19 protein-coding genes, 1 other RNA gene and 1 riboswitch are annotated in these 22667 nt (G+C 28.0%); of the genes, 5 read left to right on the top strand and 15 right to left on the bottom strand.

Going from position 1 to position 22667, the window contains the following annotated elements:
• Nucleotides 1-63: 63 nt before the first annotated feature.
• From MPF13_RS10245 to MPF13_RS10295, 11 genes are all read right to left on the bottom strand, one after another.
• Nucleotides 64-951: an anti-sigma factor gene (locus MPF13_RS10245; RefSeq protein ID WP_249982424.1), complete on the bottom strand. Its 888-nt coding sequence runs from the start codon at nt 949-951 to the stop codon at nt 64-66.
• 75 nt (nt 952-1026) lie between these two features.
• Nucleotides 1027-1698 (bottom strand): Crp/Fnr family transcriptional regulator, encoded by a 672-nt coding sequence (locus MPF13_RS10250; RefSeq protein ID WP_249982425.1) that lies wholly within the window; start codon nt 1696-1698, stop codon nt 1027-1029.
• A 55-nt stretch (nt 1699-1753) separates the two neighbouring features.
• Nucleotides 1754-2452: a peptidoglycan DD-metalloendopeptidase family protein gene (locus tag MPF13_RS10255; RefSeq protein WP_249982426.1), complete on the bottom strand. Its 699-nt coding sequence runs from the start codon at nt 2450-2452 to the stop codon at nt 1754-1756.
• 63 nt (nt 2453-2515) lie between these two features.
• Nucleotides 2516-5293 (bottom strand): bifunctional aconitate hydratase 2/2-methylisocitrate dehydratase, encoded by a 2778-nt coding sequence (locus tag MPF13_RS10260; RefSeq protein ID WP_249982427.1) that lies wholly within the window; start codon nt 5291-5293, stop codon nt 2516-2518.
• A gap of 232 nt (nt 5294-5525) precedes the next feature.
• An RNA gene (rnpB, locus tag MPF13_RS10265) (RNase P RNA component class A) lies at nt 5526-5821 on the bottom strand.
• Between the two features lie 188 nt (nt 5822-6009).
• Nucleotides 6010-7143, bottom strand: a complete 1134-nt coding sequence (gene dnaJ, locus MPF13_RS10270; protein ID WP_249982428.1) for a molecular chaperone DnaJ — start codon at nt 7141-7143, stop codon at nt 6010-6012.
• A 69-nt stretch (nt 7144-7212) separates the two neighbouring features.
• A complete protein-coding gene (locus tag MPF13_RS10275) occupies nt 7213-7761 on the bottom strand; it encodes a nucleotide exchange factor GrpE (RefSeq protein ID WP_249982429.1) in 549 nt (182 codons plus the stop codon).
• 87 nt (nt 7762-7848) lie between these two features.
• A complete protein-coding gene (locus tag MPF13_RS10280; protein ID WP_249982430.1) occupies nt 7849-8403 on the bottom strand; it encodes an NUMOD4 domain-containing protein in 555 nt (184 codons plus the stop codon).
• Between the two features lie 71 nt (nt 8404-8474).
• Nucleotides 8475-9785: a UDP-N-acetylglucosamine 1-carboxyvinyltransferase gene (murA, locus tag MPF13_RS10285; RefSeq protein WP_249982431.1), complete on the bottom strand. Its 1311-nt coding sequence runs from the start codon at nt 9783-9785 to the stop codon at nt 8475-8477.
• Between the two features lie 3 nt (nt 9786-9788).
• The gene (locus MPF13_RS10290; protein ID WP_249982432.1) at nt 9789-10448 is read right to left on the bottom strand and encodes a DUF4290 domain-containing protein; all 660 of its coding nucleotides are present in this window, start codon (nt 10446-10448) and stop codon (nt 9789-9791) included.
• 141 nt (nt 10449-10589) lie between these two features.
• Nucleotides 10590-12911 carry an ATP-dependent helicase gene (locus tag MPF13_RS10295; RefSeq protein ID WP_249982433.1) on the bottom strand — a complete coding sequence of 774 codons (2322 nt, stop codon included), beginning with the start codon at nt 12909-12911 and terminating at the stop codon, nt 10590-10592.
• Between the two features lie 203 nt (nt 12912-13114).
• On the opposite strand from MPF13_RS10295, the gene MPF13_RS10300 reads away from it, so the two are divergent.
• From MPF13_RS10300 to MPF13_RS10310, 3 genes are read left to right on the top strand one after another with little or no spacing between them, the layout of a single operon-like run.
• The gene (locus tag MPF13_RS10300) at nt 13115-13729 is read left to right on the top strand and encodes a SatD family protein (protein WP_249982434.1); all 615 of its coding nucleotides are present in this window, start codon (nt 13115-13117) and stop codon (nt 13727-13729) included.
• Between the two features lie 2 nt (nt 13730-13731).
• Nucleotides 13732-14451, top strand: a complete 720-nt coding sequence (locus MPF13_RS10305) for a DUF3307 domain-containing protein (RefSeq protein ID WP_249982435.1) — start codon at nt 13732-13734, stop codon at nt 14449-14451.
• Nucleotides 14452-14454: 3 nt separating this feature from the next.
• Complete coding sequence (locus MPF13_RS10310; RefSeq protein WP_249982436.1) at nt 14455-14967, top strand: DUF7935 family protein; 513 nt, start codon at nt 14455-14457, stop codon at nt 14965-14967.
• Between the two features lie 74 nt (nt 14968-15041).
• Here MPF13_RS10310 and MPF13_RS10315 read toward each other — a convergent pair whose 3' ends face one another.
• Together MPF13_RS10315 and MPF13_RS10320 are read right to left on the bottom strand one after the other, a co-directional pair.
• Nucleotides 15042-16100 (bottom strand): YncE family protein, encoded by a 1059-nt coding sequence (locus MPF13_RS10315; RefSeq protein ID WP_249982437.1) that lies wholly within the window; start codon nt 16098-16100, stop codon nt 15042-15044.
• Between the two features lie 5 nt (nt 16101-16105).
• Nucleotides 16106-17935 (bottom strand): TonB-dependent receptor plug domain-containing protein, encoded by a 1830-nt coding sequence (locus tag MPF13_RS10320; RefSeq protein ID WP_249982438.1) that lies wholly within the window; start codon nt 17933-17935, stop codon nt 16106-16108.
• A gap of 29 nt (nt 17936-17964) precedes the next feature.
• A riboswitch (cobalamin riboswitch) is annotated at nt 17965-18162 on the bottom strand.
• Between the two features lie 76 nt (nt 18163-18238).
• Between MPF13_RS10320 and MPF13_RS10325 the strand changes: the two genes are divergently transcribed.
• Both MPF13_RS10325 and MPF13_RS10330 read left to right on the top strand, forming a co-directional pair.
• Entirely contained in the window at nt 18239-19276 is a 1038-nt protein-coding gene (locus MPF13_RS10325; protein ID WP_249982439.1) for a GMP reductase, read from the top strand.
• Nucleotides 19276-20409 carry an ABC transporter substrate-binding protein gene (locus MPF13_RS10330; protein WP_249982440.1) on the top strand — a complete coding sequence of 378 codons (1134 nt, stop codon included), beginning with the start codon at nt 19276-19278 and terminating at the stop codon, nt 20407-20409. Before MPF13_RS10325 ends, MPF13_RS10330 begins: the two co-directional genes overlap by 1 nt.
• 157 nt (nt 20410-20566) lie before the next feature.
• Here the strand turns inward: MPF13_RS10330 and MPF13_RS10335 are convergent, their stop codons facing one another.
• Together MPF13_RS10335 and MPF13_RS10340 are read right to left on the bottom strand one after the other, a co-directional pair.
• Nucleotides 20567-21880, bottom strand: a complete 1314-nt coding sequence (locus tag MPF13_RS10335) for a LuxR C-terminal-related transcriptional regulator (protein WP_249982441.1) — start codon at nt 21878-21880, stop codon at nt 20567-20569.
• Between the two features lie 92 nt (nt 21881-21972).
• Nucleotides 21973-22662 (bottom strand): aspartate/glutamate racemase family protein, encoded by a 690-nt coding sequence (locus tag MPF13_RS10340; protein ID WP_249982442.1) that lies wholly within the window; start codon nt 22660-22662, stop codon nt 21973-21975.
• Nucleotides 22663-22667 lie beyond the last annotated feature (5 nt).

The raw sequence follows: 22667 nt of genomic DNA on the forward strand, positions 1-22667 counted from the left end.
TATTTTCATAATTGCCCTTCAATATATCAACCATTAACATAACAGTAGATTATATTTTTTCTGTTATCTAGTTACACTTCCTGTTAAAACTTTATTTGGTCCTGCTTCCATATTTAAAACTGTATGATTCATTGCATTGGCAGGTACAACATGTGCTAAAGGTTTTAGAGTAAATGGAGCTGCACTATTATCTGGACTTGGCTCTACAGAAATTACAACAGTAGCACCTTTTAAATCTGTTGGAAAATTAACTCCAGCAGCTGTACCCATAACATAATCTTCTCCAGGATAACCAGGTCCATTACCAGTTGTTCCTTTATAAGGTGAAGTAGCAGCATTATCATCTGCAGCATTTACAGCAGTAAAAGTACCTGTACTTACTGGTGTACCATTTATAACTACCCAACCTTCATATTTCCATCCATCTGTTAAAGTTGGTAAACTTAAACCTGCAGCTAAAGTTGGTGCATTAGAATTGTCTAAAAACCATACTCCACTTGCTTCATTAGTATCATCTGTATCTGTAGGTGTTGCTAAAATATATTTACCCCAAGAATTGCTAAAATCTCCAACAATACCAGTTGAGGATACATTTGCTGAACTTCCAGAAAAATCTCCAGCTAAAATTTTTGTTGCAGCTGGCGCTAAAGCTGCAGCACCTGTTTCTCCTGCAGGTTCAATAGATAAAACAAACTTTGTGGCTGTTTGTAAATCATTAATATCTACAGTGTAAGTTTGTGGAAAAGATACACTTGTAAAAGTTCCTGTACTTACAGGGTTTCCATCTACAATTAACCATCCTTCATAAACATAGTCAGAACCTAATTCTTCTAAACCTGTTAAATCAATTGTTAAATCACCAGTTGTTGCTGCTGTGTTGTTGTCATCATTACAAGCAACAAATAAAATTGCTATTATAAATGCGGTTGCTAAATTTAAAACTTTTTTCATCTTATTATTTTTTATGTTAATGTTGATGACAAAGTTATTTGCTTAATATGTTATAAAATGTTAGCTAGCGAACACTTATGCAATTTTTTGAAGTAATCTTAATTCTTTTCTGTTAAAACTGATGATTTTTTCTTCTTTTAATTCATTCATTAAAACATTTAAATTAGATCTAGATGTACCAATTAAAGATGCTATATCTTTTTGAGTATAAGGATGTTCTATTACTTTATCTCCAGTTTTATCACAGTCATGTCCATATTCTTCACACAACTCCTTCATAAATTCTAAGAATCTTGTTTTTGTATCTTTAAATAAAATTAATTGTAATCTTCGTTCTAACTTTTTAAAGCGAAGTCCTAAAAATTTATAAATTTTTAAACTAAATGTTTTATTATCTCTCATTAAGTCATGCATGGTATCTACTCCAATAGGACAAATAGAAGTTTTAGAATCTACAGATTGAGCAAATTCATTTCTTTTTTCTTCACCTAAAATAGCTTTTTCTCCAAATAATTCTCCTTTTATTAAAATAGCTTTTACTACTTCTGTACCATCTTCATTGTAATACCCTAATTTTACTTTCCCTTTTTCAATTAAATAAATTTTGTTGGCTGCATCTTCTTCAAAATATACATAATCACTTTTTTTATAGGTATCAAAAGTGTGACATTGCTTGTATTCTTTAAATTTATGTGGACAAAGAAGATTGAATAAATTTACATTATCAAAAAACCAGAATGACTTCATTTTTATAGAATTTTAAAACACTATATAAGTCTTTAAAACTCTTTTATACTTACAATTAAATAGAATTTAATTTTAGTAATAAGTTTGGGTCAGGGCAATTATTTTTATAGAAATTAATGTTTTCTTGAGATGAAACTCCTGGGTAATCTCCAAAATTACCTTCTAAATCTTTAATAATCTGAAAATGTAAATGTGGAGCATAATCACCATTTACAGTTGCATCTCCCAGAAAACCAATAGTTTCTCCTTTATTTACTTTATTACCTACATTAATATTCTCTAAAGATGATTTTGATAAATGACCATATAAAGTATAAAAAGTTAAATTATTAATTTGATGTTTTAAAATAATAGTGGGTCCATAATCTCCATAATTATTATTGTTTTTGAAGCTATGAATTTCACCATCTAAAACAGCTAATACTTTTGTATTTTTATAACACCACAAATCTATTCCTAAATGAATGTTTCTTTGGTTTTGTTTGGCTTCATTTTTAAAATAATCACTTCTATCATAAATGTTTCTTTTTTCTAAATACCCTCCAAAAGCAACATTAACTTTATTTTTTGCAAAAAAAGATTCAAGATAATTTTCCCAATCTTTAGAAGAAGAATTATCAAATTTTAATAAATCTTTATTATTTAAAGATAAGCTTATAGAACAATATTTTTCTATAGAAATATTTGCATCTATAACCTTTAAAGATGCATTTGAAATTTGATTTAGAGCTTTGTTAAAATCTATAGTATTCATATTTAATAAAAAAATCCCGAGTTAAAAACTCGGGATTTTGAATTATTTTTAAAAATCCATTAATTAACTTACTAACTTTTTAGTTGAAGGCTTAAATTTAGTTAAAACAATTCCTTCAACAGCTGCTTGATATTCTTCTATAGTTGGAGTTCTTCCTAATATAGTAGATAATACTACAACTGGTGTAGAAGATAATAAAGATTCACCTTTTTTCTCGTCTGTATCTCTAACTACCCTTCCTTGGAATAAACGTGTAGAAGTAGCCATTACTGTATCTCCTGCTTCTGCTTTTTCTTGATTTCCCATACATAAGTTACATCCAGGACGCTCTAAGTATAACATGTTTTCATACTTAGTACGTGCTAAACCTTTTGGTGCATTATCATCAAATTCAAATCCAGAATATTTTACTAAAACATCCCAATCTCCTTCTGCTTTTAACTCATCTACAATGTTATATGTTGGAGGTGCAACTACTAAAGGTGCATTAAATACAACTTCACCTTGTTGCTTCTCAATATTCTTTAACATTTGAGCTAAAATTTGCATATCTCCTTTATGAATCATACAAGATCCAATAAATCCTAAATCTACTTTTTTAGTTCCTCCGTAAAAAGATAATGGATTTATACAATCATGTGTATATCGTTTAGATACATCTTCATTATATACATCAGGATCAGCAATCATTGGCTCAATAATCTTGTCTAAATCAATAACAACATCAGCATAATATTTAGCATCAGAATCAGGTTTTAAAGCAGATTTAGTACCTGTTTTAATTTCTATAATTCTATCATTTGCTTTATTAACTAAACCTTTAAGATCTTGTTTTGGGTTATCCATTCCTTTATCGATCATAATTTGAATACGATCTCTAGAAATTTCTAATGATTCAATTAAAGTTTCATCTTCAGAAATACAAATAGATGCTTTTGCTTTCATTTCTGCAGTCCAATCTGTAAAAGTAAATGCTTGATCAGAAGTTAAAGTTCCAATATGAACTTCAATAATCTTTCCTTGGAATACATTTTCTCCATCAAACTGATTTAACATTTGTTCTTGAGTTGCATGAACTACATCACGAAAATCCATATAAGGTTTCATTTCACCTTTAAAAGTAACCTTTACAGATTCTGGTATAGGCATTGTTGCCTCCCCTGTAGCCAATGCTAATGCTACTGTTCCTGAATCTGCTCCAAAAGCAACTCCTTTTGCCATACGTGTGTGAGAATCTCCACCTATAATTACATCCCAATCATCAACAGCTAAATCATTTAATACCTTATGAATTACATCTGTCATTGCATGATATTCTCCTTTAGGATCACGTGCAGTAACTAATCCAAAGTCGTTCATAAACTTCATTAACCTAGGAATGTTAGCTTTAGACTTATCATCCCAAACAGAAGCTGTATGACATCCTGATTGATATCCACAATCTACTATTGGAGAAATAACTGTTGCTGCCATCATTTCTAATTCTTGAGAAGTCATTAAACCTGTAGTATCTTGAGATCCTACAATATTTACTTCTACTCTTACATTAGAGCCAGCATGTAATGTTTTACCTGGTGTAGTTCCAACAGCATTTCTGTTAAAAATTTTCTCAACAGCTGTTAAACCTTGTCCTTCAATTGACACTTCTTTAGAAGCAGCATAAACTTGAGGAACATCTATTCCTAAAACTTTACAAGCAAATGTTTGTAATTTTTTACCGAAAACAACAGCATAAGAACCTCCTGCTTTAATAAACTCCATTTTAGGTGGTGTTAAAGCTGTAGAGATATCTTTTAACTCTTTGTCTCCATTATATAATTTTTTCTCTTTTGTATTAATAGTTAAAACTGTACCTGTTGCAACAGAATATTCTTCTTTTAAGATTGGTTCTCCTTCTTCATCAACAATTGTATTTCCATCTGCATCTTTTTGCTTAACCCAGTTTTTTAAATCAATTCCAATACCACCAGTAACTCCAACAGTTGTTAAGAAAATTGGAGCAATACCATTAGTACCAGCAATAACTGGAGCTATATTAATAAACGGTACATATGGGCTTGAAGAAATACCTGTCCATAAAGCCACGTTATTTACACCAGACATTCTTGAAGATCCAACTCCCATTGTTCCTTTGTCTGCAATTAACATTACACGTTTATTAGGATGCTTTTCTTTTAATGCTAATAATTCTTGTTGCATTTCTTTATTATGCTCAAACATACACTGACCATGTAATTCACGATCTGATCTTGAGTGTGCATCAGCACCTGGAGATAATAAATCTGTAGAAATATCACCAATACCAGCAACAAAAGTTACAATTTCTATTTCTTCTTCAACTTCTGGTAATTTTGTAAAGAATTCTGCTTGAGCATAACTCTCTATTAATTCTTTAGCAATAGCATTACCTGCTTTGTATGCTTTTTCTAATTTCTCTGTATCTGCTTCGTATAAGAAAACTTGTGTTTTTAATACTTTAGCTGCTTCATTTGCGATAGCAATATCACTACCTAGAGCTAAGTCTAACAAAGCTTCAACAGAAGGACCACCTTTCATATGAGATAATTGCTCAAAAGCAAAAGCAGGAGTAATTTCTTTTACTAGTTCTTCTCCTAAAATAATTTCTTTTAAATACTTAGCTTTAACACCTGCAGCACTAGTTGTTCCTGGTAAAACATTATAAATAAAGAATTTAAGAGATGCTTCTCTATATTCATTATCTACATCTTTTATCTGATCAATAAGAGCGCTTGTTAATTCAGCACTATCAATTGGCTGTGGGTGTAGCCCTTGACCTTTTCGGTCTTCTATTTGCTTAAGGTAATCTTTATAAATACTCATGTAGGAAATCTTTAATTACAGAATCTTTTAAATTTAAAAAAAATAAAAAATTACAGTAAACGTTTTTTGTTAATTTTAGTCTGACAAACTTACATTTTTTATCTTAATTTTAAAAGATAAATAATAGATTGCTCTAATTAATGAATAAAAAAAAATTATTTAAAAAATTGTTGAATTAAATTCAACAAAAAGAGGGTAATACAATAAAATAATGAAAGGTTCATAAAATTATAGTAGCAGACTAATAAGCCGAATTCTGTCCCTTAAAAGGTTCTTATCATTTATCTAGTTCTAAAATTACTTTTAGAATCTATCTGCCTACCCTTTAGAATCGAGCGAGTAGCTCTCAAGTTCTAATATACATGGCATTGCACCTCATAGAGTTTACCTGGTTTCACTACAGCCTAACTGTACTTGCTTTCTGTTGCACTTGTCCTCAACTTACGTTGGACGGATGTTATCCGCTATGATACTCTTTGGTGTCCGGACTTTCCTACTTATTAAAATAAGTCGATAAGATAAGTCTGCATTTCCTATAATTTATTTAACTTCTTTGTCATAAAAAAACCCACTCAAAATTTGAGTGGGAAAAATTGCTATGAAAAAGAAAAAGTGTTGCTGATAAATCAGCAACACTGCAAATATATATTAAAAAGCCTTATAAAAAAATAATTCCATAAAAAAATGGCTTTTTTTTATTATATCTTAACATATGTTTAAGAAAACATATCTTTTACTTTTTCAAAAAATGACTTGTCAGATTTGTTTGGACTTGGCTTAAAGTTTTCATTATCAGCCATTTTCTCAAAAAACTGCTTTTGTTCTTTATTTAATTCTTGAGGTGTCCATACATTAATATGTATTAAAAAGTCACCATTTCCATATCGTTCAATACTAGGTAAACCTTTTCCTTTTAATCTTAAAATTTTACCAGATTGGGTACCTGAGTCTATTTTAATCTTAACTTTTCCTGTAACAGTTTCTACTTCTTTACTAACTCCTAAAACAGCTTCAGAAAAGTTTACATATAAATCATAATGAATATTTGTACCTTCTCTTTTTAAAGTATTATGTTGAATTTCTTCAATTAAAACTAATAAATCTCCAGCAATAGAATTCTTACCTGGAGCTTCATTTCCTTTTCCTCCTACTTTTAATTGCACGCCTTCTGTTACACCTGCAGGAATATTAATAGATACTGTTTCTTCTTTTGTTATTAAACCTTGAGCATCTGCTCCATTAGGTTTACTATTTATAATTTCTCCAGCTCCAGAACAAGTACCACAAGTTGTTGCAGTTTGCATTCTACCTAATATTGTATTAGTAACACGCATTTGTTGTCCAGAACCATTACAAGTAGAGCATGTTTTATACGTTACTCCTTCTGCTTGAACTTTTCTTCTAACTTTTACTTTCTTTTCTATACCTGTAGCAATTTCTTCTAAAGTAAGCTTAACACGAATACGCATATTACTTCCTTTAACTCTGGCTTGACGTTGGCCTCCACCACCAAAACCACCAAAGCCACCTCCAAAACCACCTCCTCCAAAGATGTCTCCAAATTGGCTGAATATGTCATCCATATTCATACCTCCACCACCAAAACCGCCTCCACCTTGAGGGCCATCAAAAGCTGCATGACCATATTGATCATAACGTGCTTTTTTGTTTTCGTCGCTTAAAACCTCATAAGCTTCAGCTGCTTTTTTAAAGTTTTCTTCAGCAGTTTTATCATCTGGATTTTTATCTGGATGATACTTAATTGCCATTTTTCTATATGCTTTCTTAATTTCTGATTGAGTAGCAGATTTAGAAATACCTAATATTTCGTAAAAGTCTTGTTTTGCCATTTTTATTTCAATTATCAATTAACAGTAATCAATGATCAATGGTAATTGTAAAATGTTAATTGTAATTATTTACTGTCCTATTACCACTTTTGGGTAACGAATAATTTTATCTCCTAATTTGTATCCTTTTTCAACACAATCAATAACTTTACCTTTTAAATCTTCTGATGGTGCAGGTATTTGGGTAATTGCTTCATGAATTTCTGCATCAAAAGTATCTCCTTGCTTTGTTTCAATTCTTGATAAACCTTTTTGCTCTAAAGTGTTGTAAAATTTATTATAAATTAATAAAACTCCTTTTCTTAATTCTTCTGCTTCTTTGTCTTCTTCTATATGTGACAAAGCACGCTCAAAATCATCAACAACTGGCAGTAAAGATGTCATTACTTCTTGACCTGCTGTCTTAAATAATTCTACTCTTTCTCTAGATGTTCTTTTTTTATAATTTTCGAACTCAGCAAATAAACGTAAAAACTTGTCTTTTTCTACTTGTACTAACTCTTCTGCTGTAGGCTCTTCTTTTACCTCTTCTTTTTCAACCTCTTGATTATCTTCAGTTTGTACAGCTTCTTGTTCGTTTATAATTTCTTCTTCTTTTATATTATCTTTCTTACTCATTATCTTGTAATCGTTAAATTGTATACAATTTATAGGCAAAAATGTTGCCAACAAAAAAATAGTGTCAAATTGACACTATTAAAACTTCTAAATTTTTACATGAGACCAATTCTCACCTGATTTTATTCTATGAATTTGCATATCTGAAACCCCAAATCTTTTGGCAATCATTGTTATTCTTGTTCTATTATTTTTAAGTTGTCGCTTAATAATTCTTACCTTTCCTTCTGTTAGTTTCCCAATATTTCTACTTCTTTTTTCTACTATTTCTTTCCAATTAGGGTTACTAAATTGATGTAATTCTTTTTCACGTTTTGTTACCCATTTTAAATTTTTGATATGATTATCTTTTTTGTCATAATTCAAATGAATAACAAACTTTTGATCATCATTATCTTTTTTAATAAAATGTTCTGCTACTAATTTATGTACATATCTAGCTGTTGTTTTTCCGTTTACTTTTTGCTTTAAAGATATTGACACATAACCATTTGTTAAACATTCTTTTTTTAAAAAATGCTTATTTTTATTTTTAAAATTTATAACTCTTCCGTAGTTAGATATTTTAAACTTTTCTTTTTCTGAAATTTTTTCATCAAATTGAATGTCTTTCCATTCTTCATTCCATAAATTTCTAATCATATTTTAAAAGTTAAATTAAAAAAAAATTAATTCAACTTTTTCATAGCTATTATTAAATAAATCAAATTTATTTAATCTTCAATTCTTTCAATTTTTGCACCAATAGATTTTAAACGAGCTTCAATGTTTTCATAACCTCTATCTATTTGCTCAATATTATTTATAATACTTGTTCCTTTTGCAGATAAAGCTGCTATTAATAAAGAAATACCAGCTCTAATATCTGGTGATGTCATTTTAGTTGCTTTTAATTGCGACTTAAAATCATGACCAATTACAGTTGCTCTATGAGGATCACAAAGAATAACTTTTGCTCCCATATCTATTAATTTGTCAACAAAAAACAAACGGCTTTCAAACATTTTTTGATGAATTAAAACAGTTCCTTTTGCTTGTGTAGCTATTACTAAAACTATACTTAATAAATCTGGAGTAAACCCAGGCCAAGGTGCATCTGCAACTGTTAAAACAGAACCATCTATATAATTTTGAATTTCATAAGATTCTTGTTCTGGAATGTAAATATCATCACCTTTTTTCTCTAATGTAATTCCTAATTTTCTAAAAACATTTGGAATTTGTCCTAAATTATCCCAAGATACATTTTTTATTGTTAATTCAGATTGTGTCATAACTGCAACACCAATCCAAGAACCAATTTCAATCATATCTGGCAACACATTGTGTTCACATCCACCAAGAGAATCTACTCCTTCTATTACTAATAAGTTAGAACCAACTCCCGAAATTTTTGCTCCCATAGAATTCAACATTTTTGACAATTGTTGAATATAAGGTTCACAGGCTGCATTGTAAATTTTAGTGGTTCCAGTTGCTAAAACAGATGCCATTAATATATTAGCAGTACCTGTAACAGAAGCTTCATCTAACAACATTTCTACTCCATGAAGTTCTTCTGCTTCAACTCCGTAAAAATGTTCTTCTTTATTGTATCTAAATTTTGCACCTAATCTAATAAAACCTTCAAAGTGTGTGTCTAAACGTCTACGACCAATTTTATCTCCTCCTGGTCTAGGTATATAACCTCTTCCAAAACGAGCTAATAACGGTCCTACAATCATAATAGAACCACGTAATGAGCTTCCATCTCTCTTAAAATCTGCTGATTCTAAATATTCTAAATTAACTTCATCTGCTTGAAAAGCATAAGAATTACTACCTAGCTTTTCAACTTTTACACCTAATTCACCAAGTATAAAAATTAATTTATTTACATCTATAATATCTGGAACGTTGTTTACTACTACTCTTTCTGGAGTTAATAAAACCGCACAAAGTATTTGTAAAACTTCATTTTTTGCTCCTTGAGGAGTTATTGTTCCGTTTAATTTATGTCCTCCTTCAATTTTAAATGATGCCATAGACTAATATCTTTTTCTGTTTTTGTTTTTATTTTGGTGATTATGATGTGGTTTTTTATGATTTTTAGAATGATTCTGGCCTTGAGAATTTCTTTTTCTTAAAAGGTTTTTACTTTCAGAAAGTTTTTCTTCAGAATTTCTTAAATCTAATTTCCCATCTGACAAATCATATAAGTGGTTAAAAATTACAGCATCATCTACTGTATCTTTGTTCCAGTTTAAGTAGCATTTTTTCATATGATTTGCAATGGTAAAAACCAATGCTTCTTTTTTATCTCCATCTTCCCAACTCAAGGCTATATCTATCATTGTTTGAATATTGTTACCATAATAACGATATCTTGATGCTGATTTTGGATATGCTAAACCACTTGGTTTTTCTTGCAATTCTTCTCTTGATGGCTGAGGATAAGGAGATTCTGCATCTAATTTAAACTCAGACATGATGTATAATTGATCCCAAAGTTTGTGTTTAAAATCTGGAACATCTCGTAAATGTGGTTGTAAATTACCCATAACATCTACTATAGCTTTTGCCATTTTATCTCGCTCTTCTTTTGTTTCTAAAGCAACACAATGGTCTACTAATTTTTGTATATGTCTACCATATTCTGGTATAATCATTAACGGTCTTTCTGAATTGTATTCTAAATCGAATGTCATTTATTTATTTTTGAAGTGTGTTCGTAATTATTAAAAATTAATTTAATAATTAAGGTCTAAACTGCATTAGACCAGACAAACTAATGTCTATTTTTTTAACGTTGCAAAATAACATTTTATTTTGAGTAATTAAGATGATTTTTAACCAATCACTTTTAATTTTGCAAATTGAAGTAAAAGCTTCTTTTTACCTACAGTTCCAAATTTAATTTCTGCTTTTTTATTTGGCCCATTTCCTTCTAAAGCTATTACTTCTCCTGTACCAAATCTATTATGTTCTACAATATTACCTACTACTATTTTACCATCAAATAAATTAGCTTTTGATGTTGCTTGCGAAACTTTTTTTAAGTTTTTAGGAATGATAATTTCTTTCTTTTTCTTTAAATCACGTTCCATTTTTTTACGCTGAATCGGTTTTTGAAAACGAATTCCTTTTGGAGCATCATCAAAAATACTTTTATCTATAAAACTATTTACGGCTCTTTCTGGTACTTTTGGTGTTATGTAATGTAGGTATTTATCATCAATTTCTTCTAAAAACCTACTTGGTTCAGAATCTACTAATTTTCCCCATCTATAACGTGTTTGTGCATACGTTAAATATGCTACTTTTTCGGCTCTTGTTAATGCTACATAAAAAAGTCTTCTTTCTTCTTCTAATTCACTTCTTGTGTTCATACTCATTGCAGAAGGAAATAGGTTTTCTTCCAAACCTACTACATACACATATAAATACTCCAATCCTTTAGATTGATGAATGGTCATTAAAGAAACACTTGGTTTTTCATCATCTTTTTTAGCGTCAAAATCTGTTGCAAGAGCAACATCTTCTAAAAACGATGTTAAAGAAGCATCTTCTCCTTGTTCTATTTTATCTGTAATAAAGTCTTTAATTCCGTTTAAAAGTTCTTGAACATTTTCTACTTTACTTACACTTTCTGGGGTTCCGTCTTTTTCTAAATCTTTTATTAATTGCGTTTGTTTTACAACTGTTTCTGCAATTTCAAATGCGTTGTTTGTTTGCGATTCTATTTGCAAACGTAAAATCATGTTCATAAAATTCTGTAACTTATTTTTAGTTCCAGAGTTTATTTTTAAATCGATTTTATCAATATATTTTAAAATATCAAAAATTGATTTTTTATAATGATTTGCAGCTATTGTTAGCTTATCAATAGTTGTTGCACCAATTCCACGTGCAGGATAATTGATAATTCTTTTTAATGCTTCTTCATCATTTGGGTTGATTAAAATACGTAAGTAAGATAAAATATCTTTGATTTCTTTTCTTTGATAAAATGAAATTCCACCATAAATTTTATAGTCAATTCCTTTTTTACGTAAAGCATCTTCTATAGCTCTAGATTGCGAATTTGTTCTGTATAATACACAAAAATCATCGGGTGTTAATTGATGATTCATTTGGTTTTCCCAAATAGATTGTGCTACAAAACGACCTTCTTCTCCATCAGAAATTGTACGCATAACATTTATTGCTTCTCCAGCATCATTACTTGTCCAAACTTCTTTATCTAACTTGGTTTTATTTCTTTCTATTACAGAGTTTGCAGCATTTACAATATTACTTGTAGATCTATAATTTTGTTCTAGTTTAAATGTTTTAACATCAGGATAATCTTTCTGAAAATTTAATATATTCTGAATATTTGCTCCCCTAAAACTATAAATACTTTGGCTATCATCTCCTACAACACAAATGTTTTGAAAACGATCTGCTAAAGCTTTTACAATTAAATATTGTGAGTGATTTGTATCTTGATACTCATCAACCATAATATACCTAAATCTATCTTGATATTTTGCCAAAGACTCAGGAAAACGAACTAATAATTCATTGGTTCTTAACAACAAATCATCAAAATCCATTGCTCCTGCTTTAAAACACCTATCTACATATTCTTTATAAATATTACCAACTTCTGGTCTGCTTGCATGTAAATCTGCTTCTTGCAAATCAGAATTATTAAAATAAGCTCTAACTGTAATTAAACTGTTTTTAAAAGATGAAATTCTACCTAAAATCTGTTTTGCTTTGTATTGCTCTTTGTTTAAATTCTTTTCTTTAATAATTGCAGATATTAATCTAACAGAATCTTGTGTATCATAAATAGTAAAATTGGTTGGAAAACCTAATTTATCTGCTTCAGAACGTAAAATACGAGCAAAAACCGAGTGAAAAGTTCCCATCCAAAGATTTTTGGCTTCACTTACACCTACTACTCCAGCAATTCTTTCTTTCATTTCTCTTGCTGCTTTATTAGTAAAAGTTAGCGACAAAATATTAAAAGCATCTACACCTTGTTGCATTAAATGTGCAATTCTATAAGTTAACACACGTGTTTTACCAGAACCTGCACCTGCAATAATAATCATAGGTCCGTCTTTTTGTATAACCGCTTGTTTTTGAGCTTCGTTTAAAGTATTTAAGTAAGTATTCAATTGTATATTTTGAAAGAATTTTAAAACGTGAAATTAACAAATCTATGTGCTTATATATTAAAATTCATTTTTTTTTATTCACAAGTTATCCATTAAAAATTCGTCTTAAAACCCGAATACTTAAAAATTCGTCTTAAAACCCGAATATTTATAAATTCGGCTTAAAACCCGAATATTTTTATATATTTGTAAAAACAATACAAATGACCAGTATAATAACAGGTGATATTATCAATTCTAGAAATATAGATTCCAATATATGGATACCTTTATTAAAAGAGGTACTAAACTCTGTTGGTAAAACTACTAAAACTTGGGAAATTTATAGAGGCGATAGTTTTCAAATAGAAATAGAAAAAATTGAAGATGCATTATTGTTTGCCTTTAAATTAAAAACAGTTTTAAAGAAAGTTAAAAACTTAGATGTTAGAATTGCAATAGGAATTGGCTCTAAAAATGACAATTACAATAATATAACAGAAGCAAGTGGAGAAGCTTTTATAAACAGTGGTAAAGCTTTTGACGTTTTACTAAAAAAACAACGTTTAGCAATAGCTTCTACAAACCAAGAATTTGACACAATACTAAACACAAGTTTAGCTTTGGCTTTATTAATTATGGATAATTGGACTGTAAATTCGGCTACATTTGTTTTAAAGTATTTGAATAGCCCAAATACTTCACAAAAAATGATTGCTAAAGAATTAAATATTTCTGAAAGTAGTGCAAGTGAACGAAGAAAAAGAGCAGGTTTAGATGAAATTTTGCAATTAGAAAAATTATACAGACAATTAGTAAAACAAAAATTCATCAACTAAATATGATTCTTTTTTTAAAATTTTTATTAGCACATATTTTAGGTGATTTTGTTTTTCAACCAGAAAAATGGGTAAAAAACAAAGAAGAAAAAAAGATAAAATCTTCTAAACTTTACTATCATATTGGTTTACATGCAATATTTTTAGCCATAATACTTCAATTTAATCTTAAAGAATATTGGTTAGGATTTTTCTTAATTATCGTTTCTCATTATTTAATTGATATTCTTAAATTATACTTTCAAAAGAAGAAAACAAAACGATTTTGGTTTTTAATAGATCAAATATTACATGTTTTCATGCTTTTTGTTGCAACTACAATTTACACAAATTCAAAAATTTCAATTGAAAATTTAGTTACTGATAAAAACCTATTATTAATCATTTTTTTACTATTAGTTAGTTCTGCTTCTGCAATTATTATAAAAATAATTATTACACAATGGAACCCTGAAAGTAAAAAAGAAAATGATGATTCTTTAGCAAAAGCAGGACGTTATATAGGAATTTTGGAGCGTTTATTTGTATTTACATTTGTAATTACAAATCATTGGGAAGCAATTGGTTTTTTTCTGGCAGCAAAATCTGTATTTAGATTTGGAGATTTAACATCATCTAAAGACAGAAAGTTAACAGAATACATTTTAATAGGAACTTTATTGAGTTTTGGGTTGGCTATTTTTTTAGGAATTTTATATTTGTACACACTAAATTTACTCTAATATATGGAAGACAAATTAATAGAAAGTATTGCTTATATATTACCTGCAATAGTTACAGGTTTAGTTGCCTTTTACATGTTTAATGGGTTTATAAAACAACAAAATTCAGAAAAAAAACTAACACTTTTAGCTGATAGAAAAAAAGAATCTTTGCCTATTAAATTACAAGCTTATGAGCGAATGTTATTGTTTTGTGAACGTATAAATCCGATAAAAATATTGGTTAGAGTAAAACCAATATCAGAAAATACAAACGATTACTTACAGCTTTTAATAGCAAGTATAGAACAAGAATTTGAGCATAATATGGTACAGCAAATTTATATTTCTGATGATTCTTGGACAGCAGTTTTAGCAACAAAAAATGCCATTATAAACAAATTAAAGCAAGTGGCTGAAACTTCTGAAAATGCAAATAAATTTAGAGAAAATGTAATTATAGAATATTCTAATACATTACCACCAACAGATACAGCAATTTCATTTATTAAAAATGAAGTTAAAAAATTATTATAATAAAAAAGGCTCTCAAATGAGAGCCTTTTAATTTTCTTTATACTAACAATATTCCCTTAAAATAAATTTTACTTTTAATTGAAATAAACTTTACCAGGTATTAAACCAACAGTAAATTCTTTTAATTCTAAGTTTGTAGATGCATCAAATATTTTTAAACTACCATTAGATTGGTAATCTTTAGCATCTGTTACATAAATTTTTCCATCATTTACAGAAAAACCATAAACTGTTGTTGTAATAACTTCAGTAGTTGGAATTTGAGTTGAATTTTCTTCCATTTTATAAATTTTAGAAGAAGTAGATAAATAAATTGATCCATCACTAAAACTCATACTATTTGGATGAAATTCAGTATTAAAATTAATTGTAGATTCAATTTCATTTGAAGAAGTATTAATACGTACTAAACTACCTAAAACCTCTGTAGGATTCCAAGATGTAACCGCTTTTCCTTCGCAAGAAACTACTAATCTTCCACTATTATCAATAAACATTTCATCTGGTAAAGTACCTACAGAAATATTTTTAACAAATGCATCTGTTTCTGCATTTATAACAGATACAGAACTACCTGTTCCCCAACCTCCTTTATGCGAAACATATAAAGTATTACCATTAGCAATTATTTGCTCTGGTCCTTCAGAAACAGAAATTGTAGAAGTAACTGTATTTGTTGATAAATCTATTACAGCTATAAAATCGTCTGTAGTATCAGAACCAGCACCCCAGTTAGTTACATAACCTTTACCATTTGCAAAAGCAATATATCTTGGGTTATTTAAATCAGAACTAATTTCTGTTATTTTTTTCATAGTATATCTATCTGCAACAGAAATTTTATTAGCAACATTTGCTATTAAATATGCATCATCTCCATTAAAACCAATAGATTGTAATACTGTACCTATATTAGCACTGTTAACTTTATTGTAAATTGCTTCTTCTTCTGTTAAATAGTCGTTTGAAATATAATTTACTGTTCCTGTTCCTCCAGAAAAAGCTCCTTCATTAGATACTAAAATTCCATTATCATAATCACCTTTTGGTAATTCTGGTTCATCGTTTTTACTACATGATGCAAATAATACACCTGAAAGTGCTACTAAAAAAATTGTTTTTTTGATATTCATTACTTTTAAAAATTAAAATTTGTTGTTATTTGATAATTCACCCCAGGCATAGGCCTGCTTAAGGTATTCTGATAATATTTATTGTAGATATTATTTATTTTAAAACCAATTATAGGTTTGTTTTTTAGAAAAGGTAATTGATAATTTACTCCCAAATTTGCTACTGAAAATGATGGTATTGTATTAACTAAATACTCTACATTTCCATTAAATAAGTGTTGATAATAAATTTTAAATTCTTTAAAAGAATAATCGAATAAAAAGTTTGCCCTATTAATAGGTACAGAAATTAATCTTTTATTAGTTTTTAAATCTTTAGCATTAGTATACGAGTAATTTGATTGTAAGCTAAAGTTATGATCACCTAAAGATTTCTTGAAGTTTAACGCTAGTTCTAAACCAATATTTTTTGCACTGTTTACATTTAAAGGACTCCAGTTTCCTGTTTGGTTTGGTACCCATTGAATTAAATCTGATGATTTAATATAAAATCCATTTAAGCTAACAGATAGGTTTTTAAAAGTTAGAGAATTTCCAATTTCAAACTGATAAGATTTTTCTGGTTTAAGATCTAAATTGCCTCCAGGTTGCCAATACAAATCATTAAACGTGGGTATTCTAAAATTCTTAGAAGTATTAAAAGATATGATGTAATGTTTATTTATTTTTTGTTCAATTCCTAATGAATATAACAGAGGAGAATTAAACTCTTTTAAAAACTCTTTTCTAAACTGAAGACCGTAACTTAATTTTTTTGATAACAAATGATTGTAAGAAAATATCGCAGAAAAAACATCTCTTTTATTAGTCGAAAAACTTGTACCTTCTGCTTTTGTTGTTTCAAAACCTAAAATTCCATTTAATTGAATTTTTCTAGATATGGAGTTATTATAATCTAGTTTTAAAATCTTTCTTTTTGCAGATCCTATAGAAAAAATAGCTTCGTTTGTATAATCATCAAAGAACTTATACTCATCAAAAATATATGCAAACCTAGTATTCAAAGATTCTTTAGGCGAAAAATAATGAACCCAATCTACAAGGTTTTTAAGACTAATATCTTTATAAGAATCGTTAGATGGCGCATTTAAAGTTCTTGATAAATTTCTATCTGAAAAAAATGAGTTTGAGAATATTTTTAACTCATTATTACTATTTAATTTATAACCAAAATTAACATCAAAATTATAATTGTAAAAAGAGCCGTTTTCATTAATTAAGTTTGAATTTAAATATTCAAAATCATTATCAGAATTATTATAACCTACACCTAATTTTAAATAACTTTTAGCGTTGGCTTTCTTAAAGTTATAACTAAAATGAGAAGTATTAAAACTTCCATAATTTAATAGAATTTGATGATTTTGTTGCTTTAAAAATTCAATTGTATTATTTAAATAAACAGTACCTCCTATAGCACCACTTCCAAAGAGCACACTTCCTCCACCACTTCTTACTGTAATATTATCAAAAGAATTTGAAGAAATCGTATTAAAATCTGTTTGACCATTTAACTGAGAATTAATATTTATTCCGTTCCAAATTACAGCAGTTTGAGAAGCATTGGTTCCTCTAAAAGAAGGAGATGAAACCATACCCAATCCATTTTCTTTAAAATAAATGAACGAATTAAACTTTAAAATATCTGTTAAAGAGTTTATATTTCTACCTATTAAACTATCTGAAATTTTAGTTTTAAAATACCCTTTAGAGAAATCTTTTACTTTAGAAATTGGCAAGAAAATTTCATCTAATTTTACAACAACAGAATCTTTCTGTGCAACTAAATTCACAGAAATTAAAAAACATAAAAAGGTTACATATTTTTTTACCATACCTTAAATAACTTTTATCCCGAAAGTTTTTAAAAATTTAAATATCTGGCAGGTTTCCTGACTTGCGTCTTGTAACAAACCTTCCCATTTAAAAAAACAGTGGTTAAAGAATTAGTTACAAGCGTTATAGCTTACAGTTGCGGGTACAGTTCTGGTTTTTAACCAGATTCCCTTTTAATTTAATGCAATTTGATTATTACATTAAAACCAATATCGGTACAAATATATATGCATTCTTATTAACAATCTAATAAAATCGTACACAATTTTAATATCTTTAAACTCTAATTATTTTTAAAATATATGAGAATAGAAAATGATTTAAAATTAGGTTTTAAAGATGTTATGATTCGTCCAAAACGATCTACTCTAAAATCGAGGTCGCAAGTAAATTTAGAAAGAGAATTTACCTTTTTACACAGCAATATAGTTTGGAAAGGAATACCAATTATGGCTGCTAATATGGATACTGTTGGTACTTTTGAAATTGCAAAAGCTCTAGGTAAACATAATATGTTTACTGCAATACACAAACATTATACTATAGAAGAATGGAGAGATTTTGCAAGTAAAGCTGATGAAAAAATTCTAAGAAATTTAGCAGTTAGTACTGGTACAGGAAAAAATGACTCTAATAAAGTAAAACAAATTTTAACAGAATTTCCATCTATTAATTTTATATGTATTGATGTTGCCAATGGATATTCTGAACATTTTGTAAATTTTGTTCAGAAAATGCGAAAGAATCATCCAAACAAAGTAATAATTGCTGGTAATGTAGTTACTGGTGAAATGGTAGAAGAATTATTATTAGCAGGAGCAGATATTATTAAAGTTGGTATTGGACCTGGTTCTGTTTGTACAACTCGTGTTAAAACTGGTGTTGGTTATCCTCAATTATCTGCAATTATAGAATGTGCAGATGCTGCTCATGGTATGGGAGGTCAAATAATTTCTGATGGTGGATGTAAAACACCTGGAGATATTGCAAAAGCATTTGGAGGTAGTGCCGATTTTGTAATGTTAGGAGGTATGCTTGCAGGTCATAAAGAAAGTGGAGGAAACTTAATTGAAAAAGACGGAAAAAAATATAAGATTTTTTACGGAATGAGTTCTGAAACTGCTATGAACAAACATGTTGGCGGTGTTGCAGAATATAGAGCTTCTGAAGGGAAAACTGTTGAAGTTCCTTATAGAGGAAAAGTTGAAGATACAATTATAGATATTTTAGGAGGAATTAGATCTACCTGTACATATGTTGGTGCAAGTAGACTTAAAGAATTAACAAAAAGAACTACTTTTATAAGAGTTCAAGAACAAGAAAATCAGATATATTCTTAATGAAAAATTTAAAAATTATTTATGCCATTTTAATCTTTACTTTAATTTCTTGTAAAAAAGAAGTAGCTAAAACTGTAAGTATAAATAAGACCGAAAGTAGTATTAAATATGCAAAAGGATTTGATATTATTAATGAAAACGGAATTAAAAAACTAATTATAAAATCTGCATATCAGAATTCTAAAGAAGTTACTAAATACTCCATTTATCAAAAAAATTCAAAAAAAAACATTAAAGAAACTCAACTAAGTATTAAAGTTCCTATAAAGCAAATAGTTGTTACCTCTACTACTCATATACCAATGGTAGAGTTGTTAAATGAAGAAAAGGCTATTGTTGGTTTTCCTTATTCTAAATATGTTTCTTCAAAAAAAACACGAAAACTCATAGATTCTGGTAAGATTAAAGAAATTGGAAAAGAATCTTCTTTAAATACTGAAATTTTATTGGACTTAAATCCAGAATTGGTTGTAGGATATAGTGTTTCATCTGCAGATAAAACTTTAACCACTTTAAAAAAATCTGGAATTAATGTTATTTATAATGGAGATTGGTTAGAAGAAACTCCTTTAGGTAGAGCTGAATGGGTTAAGTTTTTTGGAGTTTTGTTTGATAAAGAAAAACAAGCAGATAGTATTTTTAAGGTAATTGAATCTAATTATAACGATGCCAAAAATATTGCTTTAAAATCTGAACAAAAACCTACCATTCTTTCTGGTGCAATTATGAGTAAAGACATTTGGAATTTACCTGCTGGTGAAAGTTTTGTTGCTCAATATTTAAAAGATAGCAATCTAGATTATCTATGGAAAAACTCTAAAGGAAAAGGTAGTCTTTCTTTAAGTTTTGAGAGTGTTTTTGACAAAGCTAAAGAAGCTAATTTTTGGATAGCTCCTGGTTACTTTTCATCAAAAGAACAAATGTTAAAAAGCAACAAACTTTACAGCCAATTTGAGGCATTCAAAAAAGATCAAATATTTACACCTTCAACCAAAAAAGGGGAAACTGGTGGAATTATATATTATGAATTAGCACCTACAAGACCAGATTTAGTTTTAAAGGATATCATTAAAATTACAAAACCTAATTTGTTACCTAATTACCAATTAACTTTCTTTGAAAAAATGAAATAAAAAAACCTTCAATATTAAAAATACTGAAGGTTATTGATAAAAAAATTGGAGGAATTATAATGTTTTAACTTTTTATCAAAAATAAATATAATCCTCTATATTAAGAGTTTTACCTAGGGTAGTTTATGGGTAGTTTTACCTAAACTCCCTATTGTTATTATACTTTTTCAAGCAATACTGCTTCTTTTCTACTTTTTATATTTAGTTTTTCATATATATTTTTTACATGAAATTTAACTGTATTAATAGAAATATTTAATTCATTTGCTATTTCTTTATTTGTTTTAGATAGTACAATTAAATCAAAAATTTCTTTTTCTCTTAAACTTAAATCATCTATAAAACGTCTTTTATTTTCTTCTGCTGAATTAGATTTGTTAGTTAGATTTTCAGAATATTTAATAATTTCATCTTTCATAAAACTATTTTCTTTAATTAAAACATCCATTCTATATAAAACCGCAATAGAAAGAATAATCATTTCAATAAAAGCACCAATTTTAATACTTACAGCATCAATATTTATTATAGAAATTCCTAAAAATTTTAATACAAAAAAATCGATAGCAGAAATTAGTATTATTGCATCAGCAATGACAACAATTTTTGTATAGAAATTTTTATTAAATAATAAAATACCACAAATCCAATAAAGAGTTATTAAAGAGAAAACAAATAAATTTAAACCCAATAAATAATAATAGTTTTTAAATATTAAATATAATATAGCAGTTACAACTATGCTTACTCCAAAAATAAAAGTGAGTCTTTTTAATCTAGGAAAATAAGTATCTAAAAACAAATAACTTACTGCAAATTTAGATGAAAAGAAAGCCATTAAAAGGTAATTTGCAACCATTAAAAATTCATTTAAATTTCCAAATATGTTATAAAAATTCAACATTCCATCCATGGTAAAAATACCAAAACATAAAGTTGCTTGAAAAAATGAATAATAAATAAAAACTTTATCTTTAAATAAAAAGAAAAAAATTAGATTGTATAAAATTATTAAAAAGGAAAAGCCATAATAAAAACCATTAAATAAAAGGTTTTTTTTGTCTTTATAAAAAGAAGCTCCTAACTTTTTAACTTCAATAGGTATATAGGAATGTAGTTTTGGTTTTACTTTTACATATAAATCATATTTTCTTGAAAATTGATAACTCAAATACCTTTGATTTGTTATTCTATCTAACTTTAAAGTATCTTGGTATAAATCTGCTTCATGATACCTATCATAAAGAAATTTAAAAATATAAACAGAGTCTGTATTATCTGCAGGAACTTTAAACCAATAAGTTGCATTATCATAACCTTCTCTAATATCGTCTTTTAAGACGGAAAACTTTTCCTTCTTAACATCTGCAAGAGAAAGAACGTTATCAGCATCTTTAAAAAAATAAATTTCTTCTTGAGAAAAGACTACAAATTGACAAAAAAGAAATAGTAGGGTAATTCTAAATCTCATTAAATAATCTTTATATAGTGATACACAATATTTAGCTTTAAATTATAATATTCTAAAGATAAAAAAATAATCGATACTATAAAAAGTGTAGTTTATTTAGTTACAAGATTAAAAGCTGCAGTTGCATGAATTTTAGTGGTATCAAATACAGGAACAGAAACATCTTCTTGCTTTATTAATAAAGGAATTTCTGTACAACCTAAAATTACACCTTCTGCTCCATTTTTTAATAATTTATCTATTATTGAAAGGTATTGTTCTTTAGAAGATTTTTTTATTTCTCCAGCTGCTAATTCATCATAAATAATTCTATGAATTTCGTTTCTATCTTCTAACTCAGGTATTACAGCTTCAATACCAAAAGAATTTAAAATAGTTACAAAGAAATCTTTTTCCATTGTATATTTTGTACCCAATAAAATTACTTTTTTCAGTTGCTTTTTAAGAATACTTTTAGATGTAGCTTCTGCAATATGAATTACAGGAATTTTAACTACATTTTTTACAGCCTCTATACACAAATGCATAGTATTTGCACAAATAAGTATACAAGTTGCACCTGCGTTTTCTAAATCTTTGGCAGCATTTGCCATAAGAACATTTAATTGCCCCCAATTAGATTCCTTTTGTAATTTAGATATTTCTCCAAAATCAAAAGAATTAATAACAACTTTAGCAGAATGAGGTTTTCCTAAAGAATTTGCATTCAATTCGTTTAAAATACGGTAATATAAAATGGTAGATTCTGGTGTAATACCTCCAATTAATCCTATTTTGTTCATAATAA

The sequence above is a fragment of the Polaribacter sp. Z022 genome (genome assembly GCF_023555495.1).
In the GTDB taxonomy this organism is placed as follows: domain Bacteria; phylum Bacteroidota; class Bacteroidia; order Flavobacteriales; family Flavobacteriaceae; genus Polaribacter.